Raw genomic sequence first — 19,379 nt, forward strand, 5'->3', positions numbered from 1 at the left:
TTTATGAGAACGATTTCATTCCACTATTATAACAAGATTATTTTTATATACATAATGATTTGCTTATAAAAAAGCATCTTGCTACTATTCATAGCAAGATGCTTCCTTTATTCCGGTCTTTTCTTCGTCCACGTTTCTACAACTTCACCAGTATCATTAACATCTAATACTAAACTACCGTTACTATACCGGTCTTTATTTCGATACGCTTTCGGATCAATTTCTTCTACAATGTGTTTCTCTGTCTTCATGTAAATTAGTTCATCGTCTCGCACAATTTCAATACCGACAATGCGGTACGGATTACGCTTTAACTCTTTGAAAATAACAAGACCTCGCTTCGCCCTCGTTGATTTCTCAATCTCTGATGCTTTTAGACGTTTTACAGCACCTCGCTGCGTCACGAGAATAAGTTGATCTTTCTCACCATTTAACGGTTTACCAGAAGCGACATAATCATCTTCTTTTAAATTAATTGCTTTTACACCAGCGGCCCTTACACCAACTGGACTTACTTCATCTTCATGGAAAATAAGTGCATATGCACCATGAGTTGCAAGAACAATATCACTCGTTCCATCTGTCGCAAATATATCAACAACTTCATCTTCTTTTTTCAAGTTTACAGCGACGAACGCTCTTGAATAGCGCTGTACTTTATATTGGTTTAATTCGGTTTTCTTAATCATACCGTTTCGTGTAACAAATACGATAAATCGTTTTTCTTCTTCAAAATTGGGTACGACGGTCGCCCAGATAATCATTTCATCCCGCTCGAGTGAAACGAGATTCGCAACGTGTTGACCTAAATCTTTCCAACGAATTTCTGGCATTTCATATACAGGAAGATAAATATAATTTCCTTTGTTCGTAAATAAAAGAACGGTTTCTGTCGTGTTTGTATCGAAACGCTCAAGTAAGATGTCACCCTCTTTCATACCGAAGTCTTTCCCGTTCGATGCATTATGTGAACGCCAGCCTGTTCGTTTCACATATCCTTCTTTCGTTACAGTAACGATGACATCTTCTTGCGGAATCATAACTTCCACATCAATTTTAATTTCCTCAATTTGTTCTTCAATAATAGCACGGCGATCATCACTATATGTTTTCTTTACTCTCTTCAAATCTGTTTTAATAACTTGAAGTAGTCTTTTTTCACTTTGTAAAATCGACTGTAACTCTATAATTTTCTTATTAAGCTCATTTGCTTCTTGTTCTAGCGCCGTAATATCTGTATTCGTTAAACGATATAGTTGCAACGATACGATTGCTTCTGACTGTGCTTCTGTAAATCCAAATTTCGCACTTAAATTATCTTTCGCATTACGCTTATCTTTAGAAGCACGGATCGTTTCAATCACTTCATCTAAAATCGATAATGCTTTCTTTAAACCTTCTACAATATGCTGACGATTTTCTGCTTTTCTTAATTCATATTGTGAGCGTCTTGTAACAACTTCTTTCTGATGCCCAATATATGCATCCAAAATCTTAGTTAATGTCATAAGTGTCGGACGACGATTATTTATCGCTACCATATTAAAGTTGTATGGAATTTGCAAATCTGTATTTTTATATAAATAATTTAAAATACCTTCAGCATTTACTTCTTTTTTTAATTCTACAACGATGCGAAGACCTGTACGATCTGTCTCATCACGCACTTCAGCAATTCCATCTAGCTTTTTGTCTAGACGTAATTCATCCATTTTCTTAACAAGGTTCGCTTTATTTACTTCATACGGAATTTCTGTAATAACGATTTGTTGCTTCCCACCACGAATCGTTTCAACTTCTGCTTTTCCGCGAATAATAATTTTACCTTTCCCTGTTTCGTACGCTTTTTTAATACCATCAATCCCTTGAATAATACCACCTGTTGGGAAATCTGGTCCTTTAATAACTGTTAATAAATCATCAACAGTACTATCCGGCTTATCAATACGCATCATCGTCGCATCAATTACTTCTCCAAGGTGATGCGGAGGAATTTCTGTTGCATAACCAGCTGAAATCCCTGTCGATCCGTTCACTAATAAGTTTGGGAACATTGCCGGTAATACAACTGGTTCTTCACTCGTATCATCGAAGTTTGACACAAATTCTACTGTTTCTTTATCAAGATCACGTAATAACTCAGATGCGATTGGTGATAAACGTGCTTCTGTATAACGCATTGCCGCTGCTGGATCGCCATCAACACTACCATTATTACCATGCATTTCAACTAAAACATTACGTACTTTCCAAGTTTGACTTAAACGTACCATCGCCTCATATACAGAGGAATCACCGTGTGGATGGTAGTTACCAATAACATTACCTACTGTTTTAGCTGATTTACGAAACGCTTTATCATGTACATTTCCTTCTACATACATAGAATATAAAATACGTCTTTGTACCGGTTTTAAACCGTCACGCGCATCTGGAAGCGCGCGATCTTGAATAATATATTTACTATAACGTGCAAAGCGATCACCTAACACGTCTTCAAGCGGGAGGTCATGAAACTTCTCTGCTTGCATGTTATTCCACCTCCGTCTCCATAATCATTTCATTTTCTAAAATATTTCCCTCTTCTTGCATACCAAATTGTACATTTCGTTCGATCCATTTACGGCGAGGTTCTACTTTATCACCCATCAATGTCGTAACTCGACGCTCAGCTCTTGATGCATCGTCAATTTTCACACGAATTAACGTACGTGTTTCAGGATTCATCGTTGTCTCCCATAATTGGTCGGCATTCATTTCACCAAGTCCTTTATAGCGCTGTAACATATAGCCTTTACCGACCTTTTTTGTTACACCATCTAATTCTTCATCAGACCATGCATATTCGATTACTTCACTTTTCCCTTTTCCCTTACTTACTTTATATAAAGGTGGAAGTGCGATAAATACTTTACCAGCTTCAATAAGTGGTTTCATATAGCGGTAGAAGAACGTCAGTAGTAACACTTGAATATGTGCTCCATCCGTATCCGCATCGGTCATAATAACAACTTTATCGTAGTTAATATCTTCAACAGCGAACTCATTCCCTACGCCACCGCCAATTGCGTATATAATCGTATTAATCTCTTCATTCTTAAAAATATCAGCAAGCTTTGCTTTTTCCGTGTTAATTACTTTACCACGTAATGGCAATACAGCTTGAAAACGGCGATCTCGCCCTTGTTTCGCAGAACCACCGGCAGAGTCACCCTCTACTAAATATAATTCATTTTTCTGCGGATTACGCGATTGCGCAGGGGTTAACTTTCCGCTTAAAGTACCTTCTGATTTTTTCTTCTTCTTACCAGTACGCGCTTCTTCTCTCGCTTTACGAGCAGCCTCACGTGCCTGCGCTGCTTTAACTGCCTTTCTCACAAGAAGTGTAGCAACATCCGGGTTTTCTTCTAAAAAGTAAGCTAAATGCTCAGATACAATTGCATCAATTGAAGAACGAGCTTCACTTGTACCTAGTTTCCCTTTCGTTTGCCCTTCAAACTGAAGTACTTCTTCTGGCACACGTACAGAAACGATAGCCGCTACACCTTCACGAATATCTGTACCCTCTAAATTTTTGTCTTTTTCTTTTAATAGTGAAACTTTACGAGCATACTCATTGAACACACGTGTCATTGCTGTTTTAAATCCAGCTTCGTGTGTTCCCCCGTCTTTTGTACGTACGTTATTTACAAACGAAAGAATATTTTCTGAATAGCCATCATTAAACTGGAATGCTAACTCTGCTTCAATTCCGTTTTGTTCACCAGTGAAGTATACAACTGGATGAATCGAATCTTTCTCTTCGTTTAAGTATGAAACGAAAGCTTCAATTCCTGTTTCATAATGAAATACATCTTCTAAATCATTACGTTCATCTTTTATCGAGATTTTCATTCCTTTTAATAAGAATGCAGATTCACGTAATCTCTCACATAACGTTTCATAATTGTAATTTGTTGTACTGAAAATCGTTGTATCTGGTTTGAAGTGCATTGTCGTACCAGACTCTTTCGTTTTCCCAATTTTCTCTAACGTCGTTGCAGGAATACCACCATTTTCAAAGCGTTGTTCATAAATGCTTCCGTCACGTTTAATCGTTACTACTAACCATTCTGACAAGGCATTTACAACTGATGCCCCAACACCGTGTAAACCACCACTTGTTTTATAGCCACCTTGACCAAACTTACCACCAGCATGAAGTACAGTTAAAATAACTTCAGGTGTTGGTTTCCCAAGTTTATGCATTCCCGTAGGCATTCCTCGCCCTTTATCAATAACACTAATACTATTATCTTTATGTATTACGACAGAAATTTCGTCGCCAAATCCCGCTAACGCTTCGTCAACGGAGTTATCTACTATTTCATATACTAAATGATGCAATCCACGGCTATCCGTACTCCCGATATACATACCCGGGCGTTTTCGAACGGCTTCAAGTCCTTCTAGCACTTGAATTGCATCTTCATTATATTGGAACTGATGCTTCGCCAAACTCCTTGCCCCTTTCCTAATCAAATCAGAACATATGTTTCTATTATAGAATAACGCCTCGACTATAGTTTTGGCAAGTTATCTTATCTATTTTATATACCATTTTCAATAGAAAAATCCTTGTTTTTTCACAAGGATTCCTCTAGGCTACTATTTCAGAAAAATAATCGTTTGTCAACGAGAAATGGATATGTATTCCAAGATTACACATTCCAAACCTTTATCATGATCCAAATGATCAATATCCAAAACGGGATAACAAGTAACAATCCCCAAAAACAGCCTTTAAAAAATCTCATGATGAACACCTCGTTCATCTACCCCATCATATATAAGGGGCGAAATTAACATTTCCGTTAACAAAACATAAACTACTTTGTCATCGCATGCTCTACTTTAATACAACGATCCATTATTACAGTATAGCCTTTTTCTTGTAAAAGTTTATATGTATCTTCATCTTGTACTCCTAATTGTGCCCAAAAAACATCTGCATCAATCTCTACAAACTCTTTCGCAACATCCATTAAAAATTCTGAACGGCGGAATACGTTTACGATATCAACATGTTCTTTAATATCCTTTAGTGAAGGAACTGCCTTTTCTCCAAGTACTTCATCAACTGTTGGATTTACCGGTATAATGCGGTACCCCGCATCTTGCATTGCTTTTGAAACCATATACGATGTACGTTCTGGCTTATCTGATAATCCAACAACTGCAATCGTTTTGCTTTTCTTCAATACTTCACCAATTTCCGTACGGGTTGGGTTTTCAATTATCATAATTAATCCCTCCTATTCCCTTAGTATATCCGATAAAGAAAGTCTCTTTCAACATGAAAGAGACTTTCTTTTATCCATTATTTGCGGATAACCTTACTAATTAATGTTTCACCTTACTGATTCTTAGTAGCTGAATTATCTGCTAACGTAGCTGATTTCGTCATTTTTTGACCGTTGCGATAGAATGTAACTTCTACTTTTTCGCCTACTTTTTTCTTTTCATATAAATACTTACGGAATTGAAGTGCATTTTCTACTTTTTGATCATCTAATGCTACTACAATATCATATTGCTCTAAACCAGCTTTTTCTGCTGGTGATACTGGATAAATTTTACCTAATACAACGCCATTTGTTACTTCTTTTGGTACTTTTAATTGGTTTAATGCATAAGCTTGCACATCTTCTAATGAAACTACACCTACACCAAGAGCTGGTCGTTTCACCACTCCGTCTTTTTCAAGCGATTCAATAACTGGTTTTGCGACATTAATTGGAATTGCAAAACCAATCCCCTCAACTTCTTGCTGCGCAATTTTACTTGAGTTAATTCCAATTAATTCACCGTTTTGGTTAAATAATGCACCGCCACTATTACCAGGGTTAATCGCTGCATCTGTTTGAATAACTTGTGCTTGCCAGTCTGGACGTTTGTCCCCATCAATATCTACTGGGATTTCACGTTCTTTACTACTGATAATGCCTTCCGTTACACTACCGTCAAATCCAAGTGGGTTACCGATTGCAATTGCTTTTTCTCCAGCACGAAGTTTACTAGAGTCACCTAAAGTTGCAACTTTATTAACAGCAGATCCATCAATCTCTACAACTGCTAAGTCTAACCAAGGGTCCTTACCAACTAATTTTGCATCAACTTGCTTTCCGTCGCTCAATTTAACAGCAAGTTTATTTGCACCATCTACAACGTGGTTATTTGTTACAATATATGCTTTATTTCCTGATTTTTTATAAATAACACCTGATCCTGTACCAGCTGTTTGCTCTTGTTCTGCCGGTTGCATCGCAAACGGATCAATAGTCTTCTGCATATTAATTACACCAACTACAACATCCTTTGCCCCTTCAACCATACCTGGCAAATCAGTTTCGCCCTTCGCTTTATTAACAACAGGAGCTAGCGTACCTTCCACTTGTTGATTAGAATTGAATGATGAAACTGCCGCGCCATTATTTTGCATCCATGGCATGTAAGGTGCTGCAAAACTAATTGTAACAGCCCCGACTACAGCTCCAACTAAACCTGTAAAAAAGTATCCTTTTTTACTACCTGATTTTTTCATTTCTCTCGTTTTACTATGCTCTTCATTTAAATTCGGTCCGTCGTAATATCCCATGTTTTATTTCCCCTCTCTGGTGAACTCGTACTTTCAGTATAGTCACTTTTTGTGTCCTTCTTGTGAACTCATCGTGAAATCCAATTAAAAAAATACTCCTATCTATCATTGTAGACAAGAAAAGTATTTTTTGTACATTCCACCTACAAAGGAGAGTATAAATTTGCTATATCCCGAAGCTAAAGTGCATAGTAACTTAAAGGTTATTCTTCAAATTTATAACCCACTCGAATGACAGTACCGATATGCTTCGCTCTATCTCCTAGCTTATTTCGCAGTTTTTTAATATGTGTATCAACCGTTCGGTCATCACCGTAGTAATCATATCCCCATAACTGATCTAATAAATGTTGACGCGACAACACAATTCCTTTGTTCTCCATTAAATAAACAAGAAGCTCAAACTCCTTATGTGTCAATATAATTTCTTCTCCATCTACTAAAACTGTTCTAGATAGTCGATTCACTTCTATTCCAGCTAAAGACATAGCATTTTCTTCAGTTACGCCTACCGCACCATCCGCACGTTTCAATAATGTCTTTGCTCGAGCTACTAACACTTTTGGACTAAAAGGTTTGGTTACATACTCATCTGCACCTAGTTCAAATCCTAGTAATGTATCATCCTCATCAGAACGTGCTGTCAGCATAATAATTGGCACTGCTGACTCTTTTCTAATTCGTCTACAAACAGACCAACCATCTATTTCTGGTAACATAATATCTAACATAATTAAATCAATTGTATGTTCAGCAAATAATTCTAGCGCTTTTTTTCCGTCTTCCGCTTCGATTACTTCAAAGCCTTCATTACGAAAATAATCACTAACAATTTCACGTAATCTTCTTTCGTCTTCAACAAGCAATACTGTTTTATTCATATAACCTATCCCGCCTTTTTACTCTTTCAATCGAATAATACGTTGATTGGAGCTTCCGCGAAATGGAAGTGTTAAATCTTTTTTATCAAATTCAAATCTTCCATCGACCAAAACATCCCCATAATGTAACAATTCTATCATATCATTATTTTGGTCACTCTGTATCTCTTCTAACGTATAACCTGTATAAATCCATAGATTTTTTTTCAAATCCTTCACAGCTTTCGCTACTTTTTTCACTTCAGCAGCTTGAAAGAATGGATCTCCACCTGAAAATGTTACATCAGTTAATGGGTTACTTTCAATCTCTTTCACAATTTCTTCTACTGTCATTTCAGTTCCGTTGCAAACATTCCACGATTTCGGATTATGACAACCAATACAACGATGCGGACAGCCCGCAAAAAACACGACTGTCCGCAACCCTTCCCCATCTACTACACTATCATGAATGATATTCATCACTTTCATTTATGCTTCACCCGATCCATCTCTTCACTACGTTTCGCACTATTCCACTTCGACATATCGCCTACAAGATAACCTGTTATACGGCGGATTCTTTCTATATTAGCCTCGTCTTCATTTCCGCAGCTTGGGCATTCATTACCTATAACTCCGTGATAACTGCAGCACTTACAACGGTCAACCGGATGATTAATTGAACCGTATCCAACGCCATGCTCTGCCATTGCTTGTACAATTTGTTTTAACGCCTTTTGATTATGCATCGCTGCTCCGTCTAGTTCAATATACGTAATGTGCCCTCCATTACATAGAGCATGAAAAGGTCCTTCTAAACGTATTTTATTTATCGCTTGAATGTTATAATAAACTGGGATATGGAATGAATTCGTATAATAATTATGGTTCGTTATACCGCTAATCACACCAAATTCTTCCCTATCTTTTTTCACAAACTTCCCTGATAACCCTTCTGCAGGAGTTGCAATTACTGAGAAATTCAATTCATGTTCTTCTGTCGCTTTATCCATTCTATCTCTCATAAAGGAAATAATTTCATACCCAAGTTTCCATGCTTCTTCATCTTCTCCATGATGCTTTCCTGTTAAAGCTACTAAACACTCCGCAAGACCGATGAAACCAAGACTTAACGTCCCTTGTTTTAAAATGGATGCTACAGAATCTTCAGGCTGTAACTTTTCCCCACCACGCCATACACCTTGTGAATATAGAAATCGAAAATCTCTCGCTCGCTTCGTACATTGATACTCAAATCTCTCTAATAATTGCTTAATTCCTAAATCTAAGTAATAATTTAATGCTTCAAAAAACGCTTCTTTTGAACCACTAATTAACGCTAATTTCACTAAGTTAATAGACGTAAATGATAAATTCCCTCTTCCAATCGCTGTTTCTTCTCCATGTATGTTAGACATCACACGAGTACGGCACCCCATGTAACATACTTCACTTTCCGGTCGTCCATCATAATGCACTGCATTAAATGGCGCATCTAAAAATGAAAAGTTAGGGAATAATCGTTCAGCCGTTGTCTCTAACGCTAATTCAAATAAATCATAGTTCGGATCAGATTCTTCAAAGTTCACACCTTTTTTCATTTTAAAAATTTGAATAGGAAAAATTGGTGTTTCCCCTTTACCAAGACCAGCTTGTGTCGCTTTTAAAAGCTGTCTAACTAATAACCGTCCCTCTTTTGATGTGTCTGTTCCATAATTAATAGAAATAAACGGTACTTGTCCACCGCCCCTACTATGCATACTATTTGAATTATGAATGAACGCTTCACATGCCTGATACGTATCATTTTCTGTTTCTTTCCATGCAAATTCTTCTATTTGTTCTTTCGTAAGCGGATATGACTGTAGTCGTTTTTTATGTCTCAGTACGGTTTTTCTCACATATGGAGCTAAATCAATATCAAAGAGTGCAAACGATTGACCACCATGCTGCATGTTTTGATTCGCTTGAAAAATAATTGAAGAAAGCGCCAACGCACTTTTAATGTCTTGCGGTTGTCTCATATGTCCATGTCCAGTATGAAAACCGGTAGCAAGCATTTGTGCTAAAGGAATTTGCGAACAAGTCGTCGTTCCTGTTGCATAAAAATCCAAATCATGTGGATATAATATATTTTGATTTATCGCTTTTTTCACTTGATCTGATAGTAAATTTGCTACAGCATAGTACTTTGCACTCTCAGATGCGAACGTTCCCATCACTCCCATTGGAGATCGGCCATCTACATTTGCATTTTCCTGCATTAAATCTTGTTCATTACCGTGGACAATTGTCCCAAACACTTTCATTAATTCTTCTCCACGTGTATTTTGTTGTAACATCCATAACCCTCCATCAATATGTTGGTGTCTCTTGATTAAAATGTTACAACATATAGTCTTATTGTTTCTGTAAGAAATGTAACATTCCTGTGAATTTTTTTTCACGAAATAATGAATTTTTCATTTACAAAAAAGAAATGTGCTCTTTACAAATGTATGGTACAATAAACGGGAAAAACTCTTTTTACCCTTTATCAACACATTTGAATAAAGGAGACTGAACTTATGGTTACTACATATCTTTTATTTATCGTTGCCTACTTACTTGGCTCGATTCCATTTGCATTAGTCGTTGGAAAAATCGGCTATGGAATCGACATTCGTGAGCACGGAAGCGGTAATTTAGGCGGAACAAATACATTCCGCACATTAGGGAAAAAAGCAGGTTTCATCGTTACAATTGCTGATATTTTAAAAGGTACATTAGCAACAAGTCTACCGATTATTTTCGGATTAGATGTTCACCCACTATGGTTCGGCTTAGCTGCTGTTCTTGGACATGTATATCCAATTTTCGCGAAATTCCGCGGTGGTAAAGCAGTTGCAACTTCTGCTGGCGTGCTATTATGCTACTCACCAGTTGTTTTTGCACTATTAGCTGTTGTCTTTTTCAGCCTTTTATTTACAACAAGATACGTATCACTTTCTTCTATGGTAACAGCTGTCGTTGCTGTTATTGCATCCATTGTTAGCGGGGATAAAATCTTCATTATTGCGATGTGTTTATTAGCAGGTATGGTTATTTATAAACACCGTGCAAATATCGGACGAATTATAAATAAAACTGAACCGAAAGCAAACTTTTCAAAAAAGCAAAAATAAGATCGTAACCCACATAACGCAAAAAGAAAACGTGAAGCATATTAATAGCGTCTTTTTGCGTTATTTTTTATACTAAAGAAAAAGTAACATAATCTGGAGGAACTATACATGAATCTTTCCGTAACAAAAGAAGCAGCACAATGGTATAAAAACGAATTAAACTTACAATCGGGTGAAACACTACGCCTTTTCGTACAATACGGCGGTTGCAGTACTGTGCAAAAAGGACTTTCTTTAGGTATTCGTAAAGATGACCCTGCACATCCTGCTGTTCAAACTCAAGAAGAAGGTATTAACTTCTTTATTGAAGGCGATGATGAGTGGTTCTTCGATGGACATAATTTATCTGTTACCCTTAACGACGGTGATGATTTCCCTCAATTTAATTATGAAAAATAAAAAAAGCGTGGCTTCTGCCACGCTTTTTTTATTTCTTTTTAATTTCCTCATATTTCGCATACCACTCAGGATATAATTTTTTAAATGATACAGGGCGGAACCCTTCTTTTTTTGCACAAATATTCGTTGTACTTGCAGTAATGCAAAGCTCATCATCACCGTTATATATTTCATAACCATATACAACACGAAGCGGGCTCACAGTATCAATCCACGTTTTCACAATTGCTTTTTCTCCGTAACGCATCGCTTTGCGATATGAAATTTGCAAGTCTAATACAGGAGAAATAATTCCCTCTTTCTCCATTTCAATATATGAAAATCCTAATTCTTGTATAAGTTTAGTGCGCCCAAGTTCCAGCCACACTAAATAGTTTGAATGGTAAACAACACCCATCTGGTCTGTTTCCGCATAGCGGATTTCAACTTCATATTCTGCTACAAACATTTCTATTCGCCTTCTTTCACTTCTGCTACCTTGCATACATTTAATCATAATACAGTGGAATCAAAAATAAAATAAAAACAGTGAATCTTTTACCGAAAGGGGCAAACACATGATCCAAATTGTAACTGTTCGTAGCGGTGATAGTGTTTATGGTTTAGCATCAAAGTACGGATCTACACCTGAGGAAATTGTAAAAGACAATGGACTAAATCCAGCTGAAACACTTGTTGTTGGTCAGGCACTTATCGTTAATACAAAAGGAAATAATTATTATGTACAGCCTGGTGACAGCTTATATCGAATTTCTCAAACGTATAACGTTCCTCTCGCTAGCTTAGCTAAAGTTAATAATCTTTCATTAAAATCTATTCTCCATGTCGGACAACAATTATATATACCAAAAGGTACAAAACGAGCAGTAGAATCCATCGCTTATTTACAGCCTTCAACAATACCGATAAAAGAAAGTTTAGTAAATGCTACACGTGCTATTAATCCATTTTTAACATATTTAGCCTACTTCAGCTTTGAAGCAAAAAGAGACGGCACTTTAAAAGAACCAACGGAAACAGCGAAAATCGCTAATATTGCAACGCAAGGTAAAACCATCCCTATGCTCGTTATTACCAATATCGAAAATGGGAATTTCAGCGCCGACCTAACCTCGGTTATTTTACGCGATGCAACAATTCAAAACAAGTTTATTACTAACATTTTGCAAACAGCTGAAAAATATGGCATGCGAGACATTCATTTCGATTTCGAGAATGTGGCACCTGAAGATCGCGAAGCCTATAATCGTTTTTTACGAAATGTGAAAACACGCTTACCTAGCGGGTACACATTAAGTACAACGCTTGTACCAAAAACAAGTTCCAATCAAAAAGGAAAGTTTTTTGAAGCTCACGATTATAAAGCACAAGGGCAAATTGTTGATTTTGTCGTCATTATGACATACGACTGGGGTTGGCAAGGCGGGCCACCGATGGCTATTTCTCCTATTGGTCCAGTAAAAGAAGTACTTCAATATGCAAAATCTCAAATGCCACCACAAAAAATTATGATGGGGCAGAATTTATACGGTTTCGATTGGAAACTTCCGTTCAAACAAGGAAATCCACCTGCAAAAGCGATTAGCTCTGTCGCAGCTGTTGCACTAGCTCGTAAATACAATGTTCCTATCCGCTATGATTTCACGGCTCAAGCTCCACATTTTAATTACTTTGACGAAAACGGCGTACAACATGAAGTTTGGTTTGAAGATTCGAGGTCTATTCAAAGTAAATTCAATTTAATGAAAGAACAAGGCATTGGCGGTATTAGTTACTGGAAGATTGGCTTGCCATTCCCACAAAATTGGCGTTTACTCGTTGAAAACTTTACGATTACAAAAAAGGGCTGACTTCCGTCAGCCTTTTTTGTACATTCTGTTAAGATTCATCTTTTATTTCACTTTTTAATGAATCAATACTTTCTAAACGTCTTTGATTTTTCGCTTCAATGGCAGCACGATCTTTTTCATTAGAAAGTTCCGCTGTTTCTTTTGCTTCATTAAAATTATCAATCGTATTTTGTACCATTTCTTGTAATTTTTCAGCGTTGTCATTTCGATTATCTGGATTCGGCATGTACTTCCCTCCTAATTCTTTATACATACCATCTTAAATTACCTATGTTCCTTCAAATTTATACAAAAAAAGGAGAATGCAATATTCTCCTTTACTTTAACCGTTATCAACAATCGGTTGTTTACCAGTTTGGTCTTGCATTTGCTTCCCTTTATTGCCACCAGCTTTTTTCGATTGTGTTCCAATTTGATTTGGTGCAAAGTCTTTTGAATTCTTTTTCGGATTACCCATTACTATCGCCTCCTTAACACTAGTATCGTACTAGCGTTAAGAATTATTCAGCTTGCTTAAAAAGTTTCATTTCATAACGTTTTTCAATACGTTCTTCAATTCGATCGATTGCATCGCGATCGCTTAATAATTGTTGTTTATTTTCATTTACAAGTTCTTCAAACGATTTACGGCGACTTCTTCTCATGCTGCTCACCCTTTCTCCTTCGCTTTCTTACTACATAGTATGAGCAAATGAAAAACTCTTTAATCAGATTTGTAAGAAAATTTTATGTTTTAGTACTCCTAAAAAAACTCCGTGTATAATAAATTAAAATGCCCCCGAAATCGGGACACAGATCAAAACACCTAAACCATCTGCTCCAATTCCCTTAGTACTTTTGGTATATTTCCAAAAGGATATTATTTCCTACAGGTTGTTAAATCGATAAATTTGATCGATACGTTACCATTTCATCCATATCTTAATTCGGAAAATATTTTGAATTCCAAGCAAATGTCCCTCGATTAATATTGGCTTTAGTTGTAATATCCTTAACCGTATACAATGATGTATTAATTTAATTCGTGCATCACGTATTGCTTCCTTAGTACGAGCTATACGTAAATCAGTGTATGCTTTTGCCAATTTTCCCCCTCCTAAATTTTTTTAGACATATTTTTATAAAGTGTTCAGAATACAACAGATCGGCTATTTCTGTTTATTGAACGTATGAAATACACAAACTATAATAATAAATATAAATAACAAACACTGTGTTTTTTAAAAAATAGGAGGTACAAAAATGAAAAACCAAGTATCAATAGTAGTTGAACATGAATTGAATGACGTAACACCAGAAATGATTGACTGGTGGTGGGATAATATTGATAACTCTGAACGATATAAACTATGGCACCCAGAAGAACATGTTGATTTTAAGTGGCTAGTTGACCCTAAAGTGCATGGGCATGTAGGAGCCATATCAGCTTCAATCGAATCTGCTGGGGATGGACTAGAATTCCCGCTAAGAATCAGATGGGAAGACCCTAAAGATTGTCCTATAAATACCCATTACAGCCATGTTTTAATGGGTTCGTGTTTAGATGATAATGACGATGTAATTTCACAAGTAATACATCAATACGAAAAATCCGAGAACGGTACAGTAATGACTTCTACATTCATTTTTCCGAAAGGATTACCACCATTTATTAATCTAAGTGGTTTATATAAACACAATGTAGAAGAAATGAGTGAATTCAGTAATTTTTTACCAGAACTTTTCAAAGAAAATTTGTAAGATAACTAAACAGCTTTACATTTAATAAGCGACTAACTAGAAACCAAATTGGCCCCCACCATTTTAGATAGGACTAAAATGGTGGGGGCCTTTCAATATCAAATCAATCACATTACTTCTTCTCAGTAATGTACTCTGCTCTTCAAATGAAAAACAACTCCGTTACATTTACATACTTTGTATGCGAATTCAGGAGGTGTTTTTTCCTATACCACGATTCGGGTTCACTTCAAAATAGCACACGGAATTTTTTATACCAAAACTTTTAAATACTCTTTTAATTTTTCTTCTGCATTCACTTCACTTTCTTTATAATCACGCAGCGCTCGTAATACGAAATCATACTGTTCTAAAATATAACTTTCTAATTTCGAGACATCCTCTAAGTTATTAAGCATAATTCTCGTATTACCAACTTCACTTTTTAACGCAGGTTCACATTTTAAACTCGTACATATTTCTTTCACATCATCTTCTAATATTTCTGTTAATATGTATTTCTTTCGCCCTTTTACTTTTACTCTCATAACCGGATAAAAAGCTTTTATATCTAAATAGCTTCCTACACTCATACAACGAATCCATTCAATATCACGGTTATTTCGTACAAGCATTTCTTTTACCGCTTCAAATACTATTGTTTCATCAAGCACTTCTTTCTTCGCTTTTCTTTTTCCTTCTTCTTCAACTGATGCACACCTTTGATAAACTGCCGCACACGTAATACAGTCATCAAATGCATTATGAGAACTTAAGCGAATTCCAAGCATTCGTTTTAACGTTTCAAGTTTATGGTTAGGAGCGTGTTTCATATATTTTTTCGCCAAAAATACAGTATCGATAACTTTATTTTTCGGCTCAGGTAGTCCAAGCATATTTACATTACTCTTTAAAAAACGCATGTCAAAAGAGGCATTATGTGCCACAATAACATTTGTATGTAAAAATGCTAAAAATAAAGGTAACACTTCTTCAATCGTCGGTGCATCCGAAACGCGATAATTTGTAATACCTGTTAAACTCGTTATTCGTTCCGGAATTGGACGCTCCGGATTCACATAGGAAACAAACTGATCTACTAGTTCATGATTACGATATTTCACTGCTGCAACTTGAATAATTTTATCATTATAAGGGTTAAATCCTGTTGTTTCAAAATCAATTACAACATAATCTAACGGTAAGGATACATTCCCCACTCCAGACACTCCTTTATCTCTAAACATTTATATTTCTTTTATCATATCACGAAGCTTTCACTACTTGAAAAAGAAAAGGCAGAAACGATTATATTCCATCTCTACCTTTTCGCCGTTATTTTAATTTAGCAATCCGTTTTTCCATCTCTTTTTGCGTCATCGGTCCAATAAACTTATCCTGAATAACACCTTTCGTATCTATAAAATACGAAGTTGGGATCGTAATTACTTTATACGCTGTTGTCACATCAATGTTCTTGTCCATTAAAATAGGAAAAGTAATCCCTTTTTCTTTAGCGAAATTTCTTACTTTTTCTTCTCCCCCTCCTTTTTCTGAAGGCGTATAATTTATTGCTAAAATTTCTACATTTTCTTTATGTTCTTTATAGAAAGCCTCCATATCAGGCATTTCTTGCTGACAAGGTCCACACCACGTTGCCCAAAAGTTTAAAATAACTTTCTTCCCTTTTAAATCCGATAACTTTACCTTCGTTCCATCTAATTTTGTCAATTCAAAGTCTGGTGCACTCTTTCCTATTTCAATACCGTTCCTTGCGATCATCTCTTTCATAGCAGCTTCACTTTTTGCTGGCTTTTCTTGTACTACTTGATCCTTTTTACCAAACTGATCATAAGCTGCATATCCCGCTAAACAAAGTAACACTACAATAATCGTAAGCTTCCGCCACATCTTATATCACCCTAACGTGTTTATCTTCTTATAACATAATCACAAAATACTATATACCTTATTTTAGCTTATACGGACAAGCTTGGAAATATTCACATTCAAAATAGTTAGAACATTTATAGTCTAGATGAAATATTTACCTTTTTATCATATAATTAGAAATAAATACCAAACCCGCGAGGTGATATGTATTTTACAATTACTTATCAACCCTTTTACTTTTGCTTTCTTCACTTTACCATTACTATGTATTTGTTTTAGCGGCTTGCTATACAAATTCAAATGGGCTGCTATTATTATTTCTTTTACTGTTCCACTTATTTTTTCATTATCGTCTCGGGATTTGATATACACCTAACTTTACAAAACTTAGACGTTTGGATTAGTTATAGTGCTGTTTATTCTGTACTTTCCTACATAACAGCAGCACTAATACGTAAAAAACTGCACATGTAGAACTTTCAAAAAGGGGGATTTTTATGAATCTATTTGAAAAAATACTATTATATATTCTTAGTTTTATATTTTCCCCAATCGGGATTATCACTTGGATCATCTCGCTCTTCAGTAAAGATCCTGAAAAAAAGCAAGTTGGACGTATTTGTCTCTATATCGCTTTAATCTCATTTATCCTTTTAGCCGGTCTCGGTATTCTTAGTTTCTTCACGATGACTACCACCACTACTATACAATAGTTATAGAAAGGATGATTGTTTTGGGAGAACATCCTATTAGTAAAGAACTTCGCTATATACGAATATGTTTAGTTGTTTTAGTAATCGTTCTTTTATTTTTCAACGGTGAAAGAGTCGTTGAAATTTCTACAAATCATGATGCCATAGAAAACGTTTCAACCAGTAATATGACACAGATTGCTGAAAATACATTTGCTATTCAAGAATATAATCCATCACTAAGTAGCGAACATACGGTCAAAATTTTCAAATATAATCCGGATACAAATCAACTTACTCTAGTCAAAGAGTTTAGCACTAACGATACTGAGTCTTATACGTATCAACTTAATAAGAGTGAATAAAGATAAGAGCGCTATATAGCTCTTATCTTTTTATTAGCATCTCTTTAAACAATGACTTACAAGTTAATAATTCTCTAGGATCCCCACATTCCACAATACTCCCATTATTCATGACGACAACTCGATCCGCTATCATCGCCCTCTCAACATCATGTGTCGTCACAATTCTCGTTACATTCCCTCCTAGCCCTTTCAGTATATTCCAAACCACTTCTTGATTGTTCGGATCTAATCCCGCAGTTGGTTCATCTAAAATAATGAGATTCGGATTTGATACAATCGCTCGCAATAACGCCAGACGCTTTCTCTCTCCTCCCGAAAACTCTTCTCCGCTTTTATGTAGTACAGTCTGAATACCTTCAGATAACCTCCAAATAATCGGCTTCGCATTTACAAGTTCAATATTTTTTTCTAATTGTTTTTCTAGGCACTCTTCTCCGAAATACATATTCTCTTTTACTGTCGTTCGAAAAAAACGAGGTTCCTGCCATATAGTAGTCATACAAGCTTTATTACCATAATAAGCAATACTACCATTAGATGGTTTATATAAGCCCGCGATTAATTTTAAAAGCGTCGTTTTACCTGCACCACTTTCCCCCACAATGATAACGAGTTCGCCAGGATTAATTTGCAAATGAATATTTTTAATTCTACATCTCTCTTCACCGTTCTCTTGAAATGAAACATTTGTTAATCTGATTCCCATCGCTCTTTCTACATTTCTGTATTCAGCCTGTATATCTAAAAAACAAAAAACTCGATTTGCCGAAGCGATTGCGACTTGCGTCATCATCAATAAATCACTCGCATAACGAACAGGGAAAAAAAGCATCTCAATTGTAGCTAATACTGCAACGAGCGATCCAACTTCCATATCCCCTTTTATTATTTTTTGTGCTCCTATAATAAGAACAACTATATACGTGACCGTTTCAATCACCGTTCCAACTATTCCAATGCAATGTTGCATCATCATCTTCTTTACTTCCGTTTTATAAGATTGTGCTGTTACTCCTTTAAATAAGTGAATTGCCCATTTTTCTTTTTGTAAACTCCGTAAATCTTGTATACCTTTTACAAACTGTGACACCATCTCTACAACACTTGATTGATTTTTTTGAGCAATGCTTGCAATATTTCTTACCTTTTTCCCCATCAACATCGGAACCGTTGCACTTAAAAATAAAAATGGAGTTACCCACAATATGAACTTTGTATCTATATGTTGTAGTGCTATGAACGCACCTATAAATTGCGCAATAGCGTGTATATATTCTATTAATATAGAGCCATATAATCTGACCCAGTTTGGAATATCAGACACGACTAACGTTTCTAACTCTCCTTGTTTGACTTTCTCACTCTCTTCAAACGGTAATAGGAAAAAATGACGCAATACATCTATACGCTTCTCTCTTAATATTCGCTGACTCGCTTTTGAGCTTACATAATCAAATGAAAGATTGTTCACCCACATTAACAAGCGGCTAACTGTAAACAAAGTAATGTAAAGATATGCTCCCTTCAGCTCTCGTTGAATAAGATTATCTACAATTAGCCCCATAAATAGTGGCCGAGATAAATTTAAAATAGCTGCAAAAAGTCCACTGCATACAGCTGCTATTACTAATAATTTTTCTTTCTGTAACGGTAACAATATTCTTTTATATTCTTTCATGATGTTCCCTCCATTTTTATAGTAAAAAGAAAAGGATGAAACCAAATGGTTTCATCCCTTTCCATAAAATAAGGAAGCTAACAATTGTTAGCTTCCTTATCGTTTATTTCAATTAT

The 19,379-nt window shown here is 35.9% G+C and carries 20 protein-coding genes and 1 pseudogene; 6 read left to right on the plus strand and 15 right to left on the minus strand.

Annotation, left to right across the window (positions count from 1 at the left end; translation table 11 throughout):
* Nucleotides 1–107 precede the first annotated feature (107 nt).
* From parC to BAU27_RS09475, 7 genes are all read right to left on the minus strand, one after another.
* A complete protein-coding gene (parC, locus tag BAU27_RS09445) occupies nt 108–2,531 on the minus strand; it encodes a DNA topoisomerase IV subunit A (protein WP_071770736.1) in 2,424 nt (807 codons plus the stop codon).
* A 1-nt stretch (nt 2,532) separates the two neighbouring features.
* Nucleotides 2,533–4,497, minus strand: coding sequence for a DNA topoisomerase IV subunit B (parE, locus tag BAU27_RS09450; protein WP_001062211.1), 1,965 nt, complete (start codon nt 4,495–4,497; stop codon nt 2,533–2,535).
* Nucleotides 4,498–4,868: 371 nt separating this feature from the next.
* On the minus strand, nt 4,869–5,282 hold the full coding sequence (locus BAU27_RS09455; protein ID WP_071770737.1) for a CoA-binding protein: 414 nt from the start codon (nt 5,280–5,282) through the stop codon (nt 4,869–4,871).
* Between the two features lie 113 nt (nt 5,283–5,395).
* On the minus strand, nt 5,396–6,637 hold the full coding sequence (locus BAU27_RS09460; RefSeq protein WP_071770738.1) for a S1C family serine protease: 1,242 nt from the start codon (nt 6,635–6,637) through the stop codon (nt 5,396–5,398).
* Nucleotides 6,638–6,840: 203 nt separating this feature from the next.
* Nucleotides 6,841–7,518 carry a response regulator transcription factor gene (locus tag BAU27_RS09465; RefSeq protein ID WP_071770739.1) on the minus strand — a complete coding sequence of 226 codons (678 nt, stop codon included), beginning with the start codon at nt 7,516–7,518 and terminating at the stop codon, nt 6,841–6,843.
* Between the two features lie 18 nt (nt 7,519–7,536).
* Nucleotides 7,537–7,989, minus strand: coding sequence for an anaerobic ribonucleoside-triphosphate reductase activating protein (gene nrdG / locus BAU27_RS09470; RefSeq protein ID WP_071770740.1), 453 nt, complete (start codon nt 7,987–7,989; stop codon nt 7,537–7,539).
* The gene (locus tag BAU27_RS09475; protein WP_071770741.1) at nt 7,986–9,842 is read right to left on the minus strand and encodes an anaerobic ribonucleoside triphosphate reductase; all 1,857 of its coding nucleotides are present in this window, start codon (nt 9,840–9,842) and stop codon (nt 7,986–7,988) included. The genes nrdG and BAU27_RS09475 overlap by 4 nt, the downstream gene beginning before the upstream one ends.
* 225 nt (nt 9,843–10,067) lie before the next feature.
* Here BAU27_RS09475 and plsY point away from each other — a divergent pair, with 225 nt between their 5' ends.
* Nucleotides 10,068–10,664, plus strand: a complete 597-nt coding sequence (gene plsY, locus BAU27_RS09480; protein ID WP_071770742.1) for a glycerol-3-phosphate 1-O-acyltransferase PlsY — start codon at nt 10,068–10,070, stop codon at nt 10,662–10,664.
* Nucleotides 10,665–10,772: 108 nt separating this feature from the next.
* On the plus strand, nt 10,773–11,063 hold the full coding sequence (locus tag BAU27_RS09485; RefSeq protein WP_001054451.1) for a HesB/YadR/YfhF family protein: 291 nt from the start codon (nt 10,773–10,775) through the stop codon (nt 11,061–11,063).
* A gap of 28 nt (nt 11,064–11,091) precedes the next feature.
* Here the strand turns inward: BAU27_RS09485 and BAU27_RS09490 are convergent, their stop codons facing one another.
* On the minus strand, nt 11,092–11,511 hold the full coding sequence (locus BAU27_RS09490) for an acyl-CoA thioesterase (protein WP_071770743.1): 420 nt from the start codon (nt 11,509–11,511) through the stop codon (nt 11,092–11,094).
* Nucleotides 11,512–11,620: 109 nt separating this feature from the next.
* Here BAU27_RS09490 and BAU27_RS09495 point away from each other — a divergent pair, with 109 nt between their 5' ends.
* Nucleotides 11,621–12,913 (plus strand): glycoside hydrolase family 18 protein, encoded by a 1,293-nt coding sequence (locus BAU27_RS09495; protein ID WP_071770744.1) that lies wholly within the window; start codon nt 11,621–11,623, stop codon nt 12,911–12,913.
* 28 nt (nt 12,914–12,941) lie between these two features.
* On the opposite strand, the gene tlp is transcribed toward BAU27_RS09495, so the two are convergent.
* The 4 genes and pseudogenes from tlp to BAU27_RS32285 form a co-directional block, all read right to left on the minus strand.
* On the minus strand, nt 12,942–13,139 hold the full coding sequence (tlp, locus tag BAU27_RS09500) for a small acid-soluble spore protein Tlp (protein WP_001133508.1): 198 nt from the start codon (nt 13,137–13,139) through the stop codon (nt 12,942–12,944).
* 96 nt (nt 13,140–13,235) lie between these two features.
* The gene (sspN, locus tag BAU27_RS09505) at nt 13,236–13,370 is read right to left on the minus strand and encodes an acid-soluble spore protein SspN (protein ID WP_000527988.1); all 135 of its coding nucleotides are present in this window, start codon (nt 13,368–13,370) and stop codon (nt 13,236–13,238) included.
* 43 nt (nt 13,371–13,413) lie between these two features.
* Nucleotides 13,414–13,557: an FbpB family small basic protein gene (locus tag BAU27_RS09510; protein ID WP_001254699.1), complete on the minus strand. Its 144-nt coding sequence runs from the start codon at nt 13,555–13,557 to the stop codon at nt 13,414–13,416.
* A gap of 307 nt (nt 13,558–13,864) precedes the next feature.
* Nucleotides 13,865–13,998, minus strand: a pseudogene (locus BAU27_RS32285) (TetR/AcrR family transcriptional regulator); the annotation flags it as partial.
* Between the two features lie 157 nt (nt 13,999–14,155).
* On the opposite strand from BAU27_RS32285, the gene BAU27_RS09520 reads away from it, so the two are divergent.
* Nucleotides 14,156–14,653 (plus strand): DAPG hydrolase family protein, encoded by a 498-nt coding sequence (locus BAU27_RS09520; RefSeq protein WP_071747667.1) that lies wholly within the window; start codon nt 14,156–14,158, stop codon nt 14,651–14,653.
* Between the two features lie 251 nt (nt 14,654–14,904).
* On the opposite strand, the gene BAU27_RS09525 is transcribed toward BAU27_RS09520, so the two are convergent.
* Together BAU27_RS09525 and BAU27_RS09530 are read right to left on the minus strand one after the other, a co-directional pair.
* Entirely contained in the window at nt 14,905–15,852 is a 948-nt protein-coding gene (locus tag BAU27_RS09525; RefSeq protein ID WP_071770746.1) for a 3'-5' exonuclease, read from the minus strand.
* Between the two features lie 115 nt (nt 15,853–15,967).
* On the minus strand, nt 15,968–16,543 hold the full coding sequence (locus tag BAU27_RS09530) for a TlpA family protein disulfide reductase (protein WP_071747669.1): 576 nt from the start codon (nt 16,541–16,543) through the stop codon (nt 15,968–15,970).
* 479 nt (nt 16,544–17,022) lie between these two features.
* On the opposite strand from BAU27_RS09530, the gene BAU27_RS09540 reads away from it, so the two are divergent.
* Nucleotides 17,023–17,238 carry a hypothetical protein gene (locus tag BAU27_RS09540; protein ID WP_002121369.1) on the plus strand — a complete coding sequence of 72 codons (216 nt, stop codon included), beginning with the start codon at nt 17,023–17,025 and terminating at the stop codon, nt 17,236–17,238.
* Nucleotides 17,239–17,249: 11 nt separating this feature from the next.
* A complete protein-coding gene (locus BAU27_RS09545) occupies nt 17,250–17,582 on the plus strand; it encodes a YmzC family protein (protein WP_083595927.1) in 333 nt (110 codons plus the stop codon).
* A 22-nt stretch (nt 17,583–17,604) separates the two neighbouring features.
* Here BAU27_RS09545 and BAU27_RS09550 read toward each other — a convergent pair whose 3' ends face one another.
* Nucleotides 17,605–19,263, minus strand: a complete 1,659-nt coding sequence (locus BAU27_RS09550) for an ABC transporter ATP-binding protein (protein ID WP_071770748.1) — start codon at nt 19,261–19,263, stop codon at nt 17,605–17,607.
* Nucleotides 19,264–19,379: the final 116 nt, after the last annotated feature.

It is taken from the genome of Bacillus sp. NH11B (genome assembly GCF_001884205.1).
Taxonomy (GTDB): domain Bacteria; phylum Bacillota; class Bacilli; order Bacillales; family Bacillaceae_G; genus Bacillus_A; species Bacillus_A proteolyticus.

What these genes read in the sequence shown, in the direction of transcription:
- parC (WP_071770736.1), bottom strand. Translation starts at nt 2,531, where the DNA reads ATGCAAGCAGAGAAGTTTCATGACCTCCCGCTTGAAGACGTGTTAGGT.
- BAU27_RS09455 (WP_071770737.1), bottom strand. Translation starts at nt 5,282, where the DNA reads ATGATAATTGAAAACCCAACCCGTACGGAAATTGGTGAAGTATTGAAG.
- BAU27_RS09460 (WP_071770738.1), bottom strand. Translation starts at nt 6,637, where the DNA reads ATGGGATATTACGACGGACCGAATTTAAATGAAGAGCATAGTAAAACG.
- BAU27_RS09465 (WP_071770739.1), bottom strand. Translation starts at nt 7,518, where the DNA reads ATGAATAAAACAGTATTGCTTGTTGAAGACGAAAGAAGATTACGTGAA.
- nrdG (WP_071770740.1), bottom strand. Translation starts at nt 7,989, where the DNA reads ATGAAAGTGATGAATATCATTCATGATAGTGTAGTAGATGGGGAAGGG.
- BAU27_RS09475 (WP_071770741.1), bottom strand. Translation starts at nt 9,842, where the DNA reads ATGTTACAACAAAATACACGTGGAGAAGAATTAATGAAAGTGTTTGGG.
- plsY (WP_071770742.1), top strand. Translation starts at nt 10,068, where the DNA reads ATGGTTACTACATATCTTTTATTTATCGTTGCCTACTTACTTGGCTCG.
- BAU27_RS09485 (WP_001054451.1), top strand. Translation starts at nt 10,773, where the DNA reads ATGAATCTTTCCGTAACAAAAGAAGCAGCACAATGGTATAAAAACGAA.
- BAU27_RS09490 (WP_071770743.1), bottom strand. Translation starts at nt 11,511, where the DNA reads ATGTTTGTAGCAGAATATGAAGTTGAAATCCGCTATGCGGAAACAGAC.
- BAU27_RS09495 (WP_071770744.1), top strand. Translation starts at nt 11,621, where the DNA reads ATGATCCAAATTGTAACTGTTCGTAGCGGTGATAGTGTTTATGGTTTA.
- tlp (WP_001133508.1), bottom strand. Translation starts at nt 13,139, where the DNA reads ATGCCGAATCCAGATAATCGAAATGACAACGCTGAAAAATTACAAGAA.
- sspN (WP_000527988.1), bottom strand. Translation starts at nt 13,370, where the DNA reads ATGGGTAATCCGAAAAAGAATTCAAAAGACTTTGCACCAAATCAAATT.
- BAU27_RS09510 (WP_001254699.1), bottom strand. Translation starts at nt 13,557, where the DNA reads ATGAGAAGAAGTCGCCGTAAATCGTTTGAAGAACTTGTAAATGAAAAT.
- BAU27_RS09520 (WP_071747667.1), top strand. Translation starts at nt 14,156, where the DNA reads ATGAAAAACCAAGTATCAATAGTAGTTGAACATGAATTGAATGACGTA.
- BAU27_RS09530 (WP_071747669.1), bottom strand. Translation starts at nt 16,543, where the DNA reads ATGTGGCGGAAGCTTACGATTATTGTAGTGTTACTTTGTTTAGCGGGA.
- BAU27_RS09540 (WP_002121369.1), top strand. Translation starts at nt 17,023, where the DNA reads ATGAATCTATTTGAAAAAATACTATTATATATTCTTAGTTTTATATTT.
- BAU27_RS09545 (WP_083595927.1), top strand. Translation starts at nt 17,250, where the DNA reads ATGATTGTTTTGGGAGAACATCCTATTAGTAAAGAACTTCGCTATATA.
- BAU27_RS09550 (WP_071770748.1), bottom strand. Translation starts at nt 19,263, where the DNA reads ATGAAAGAATATAAAAGAATATTGTTACCGTTACAGAAAGAAAAATTA.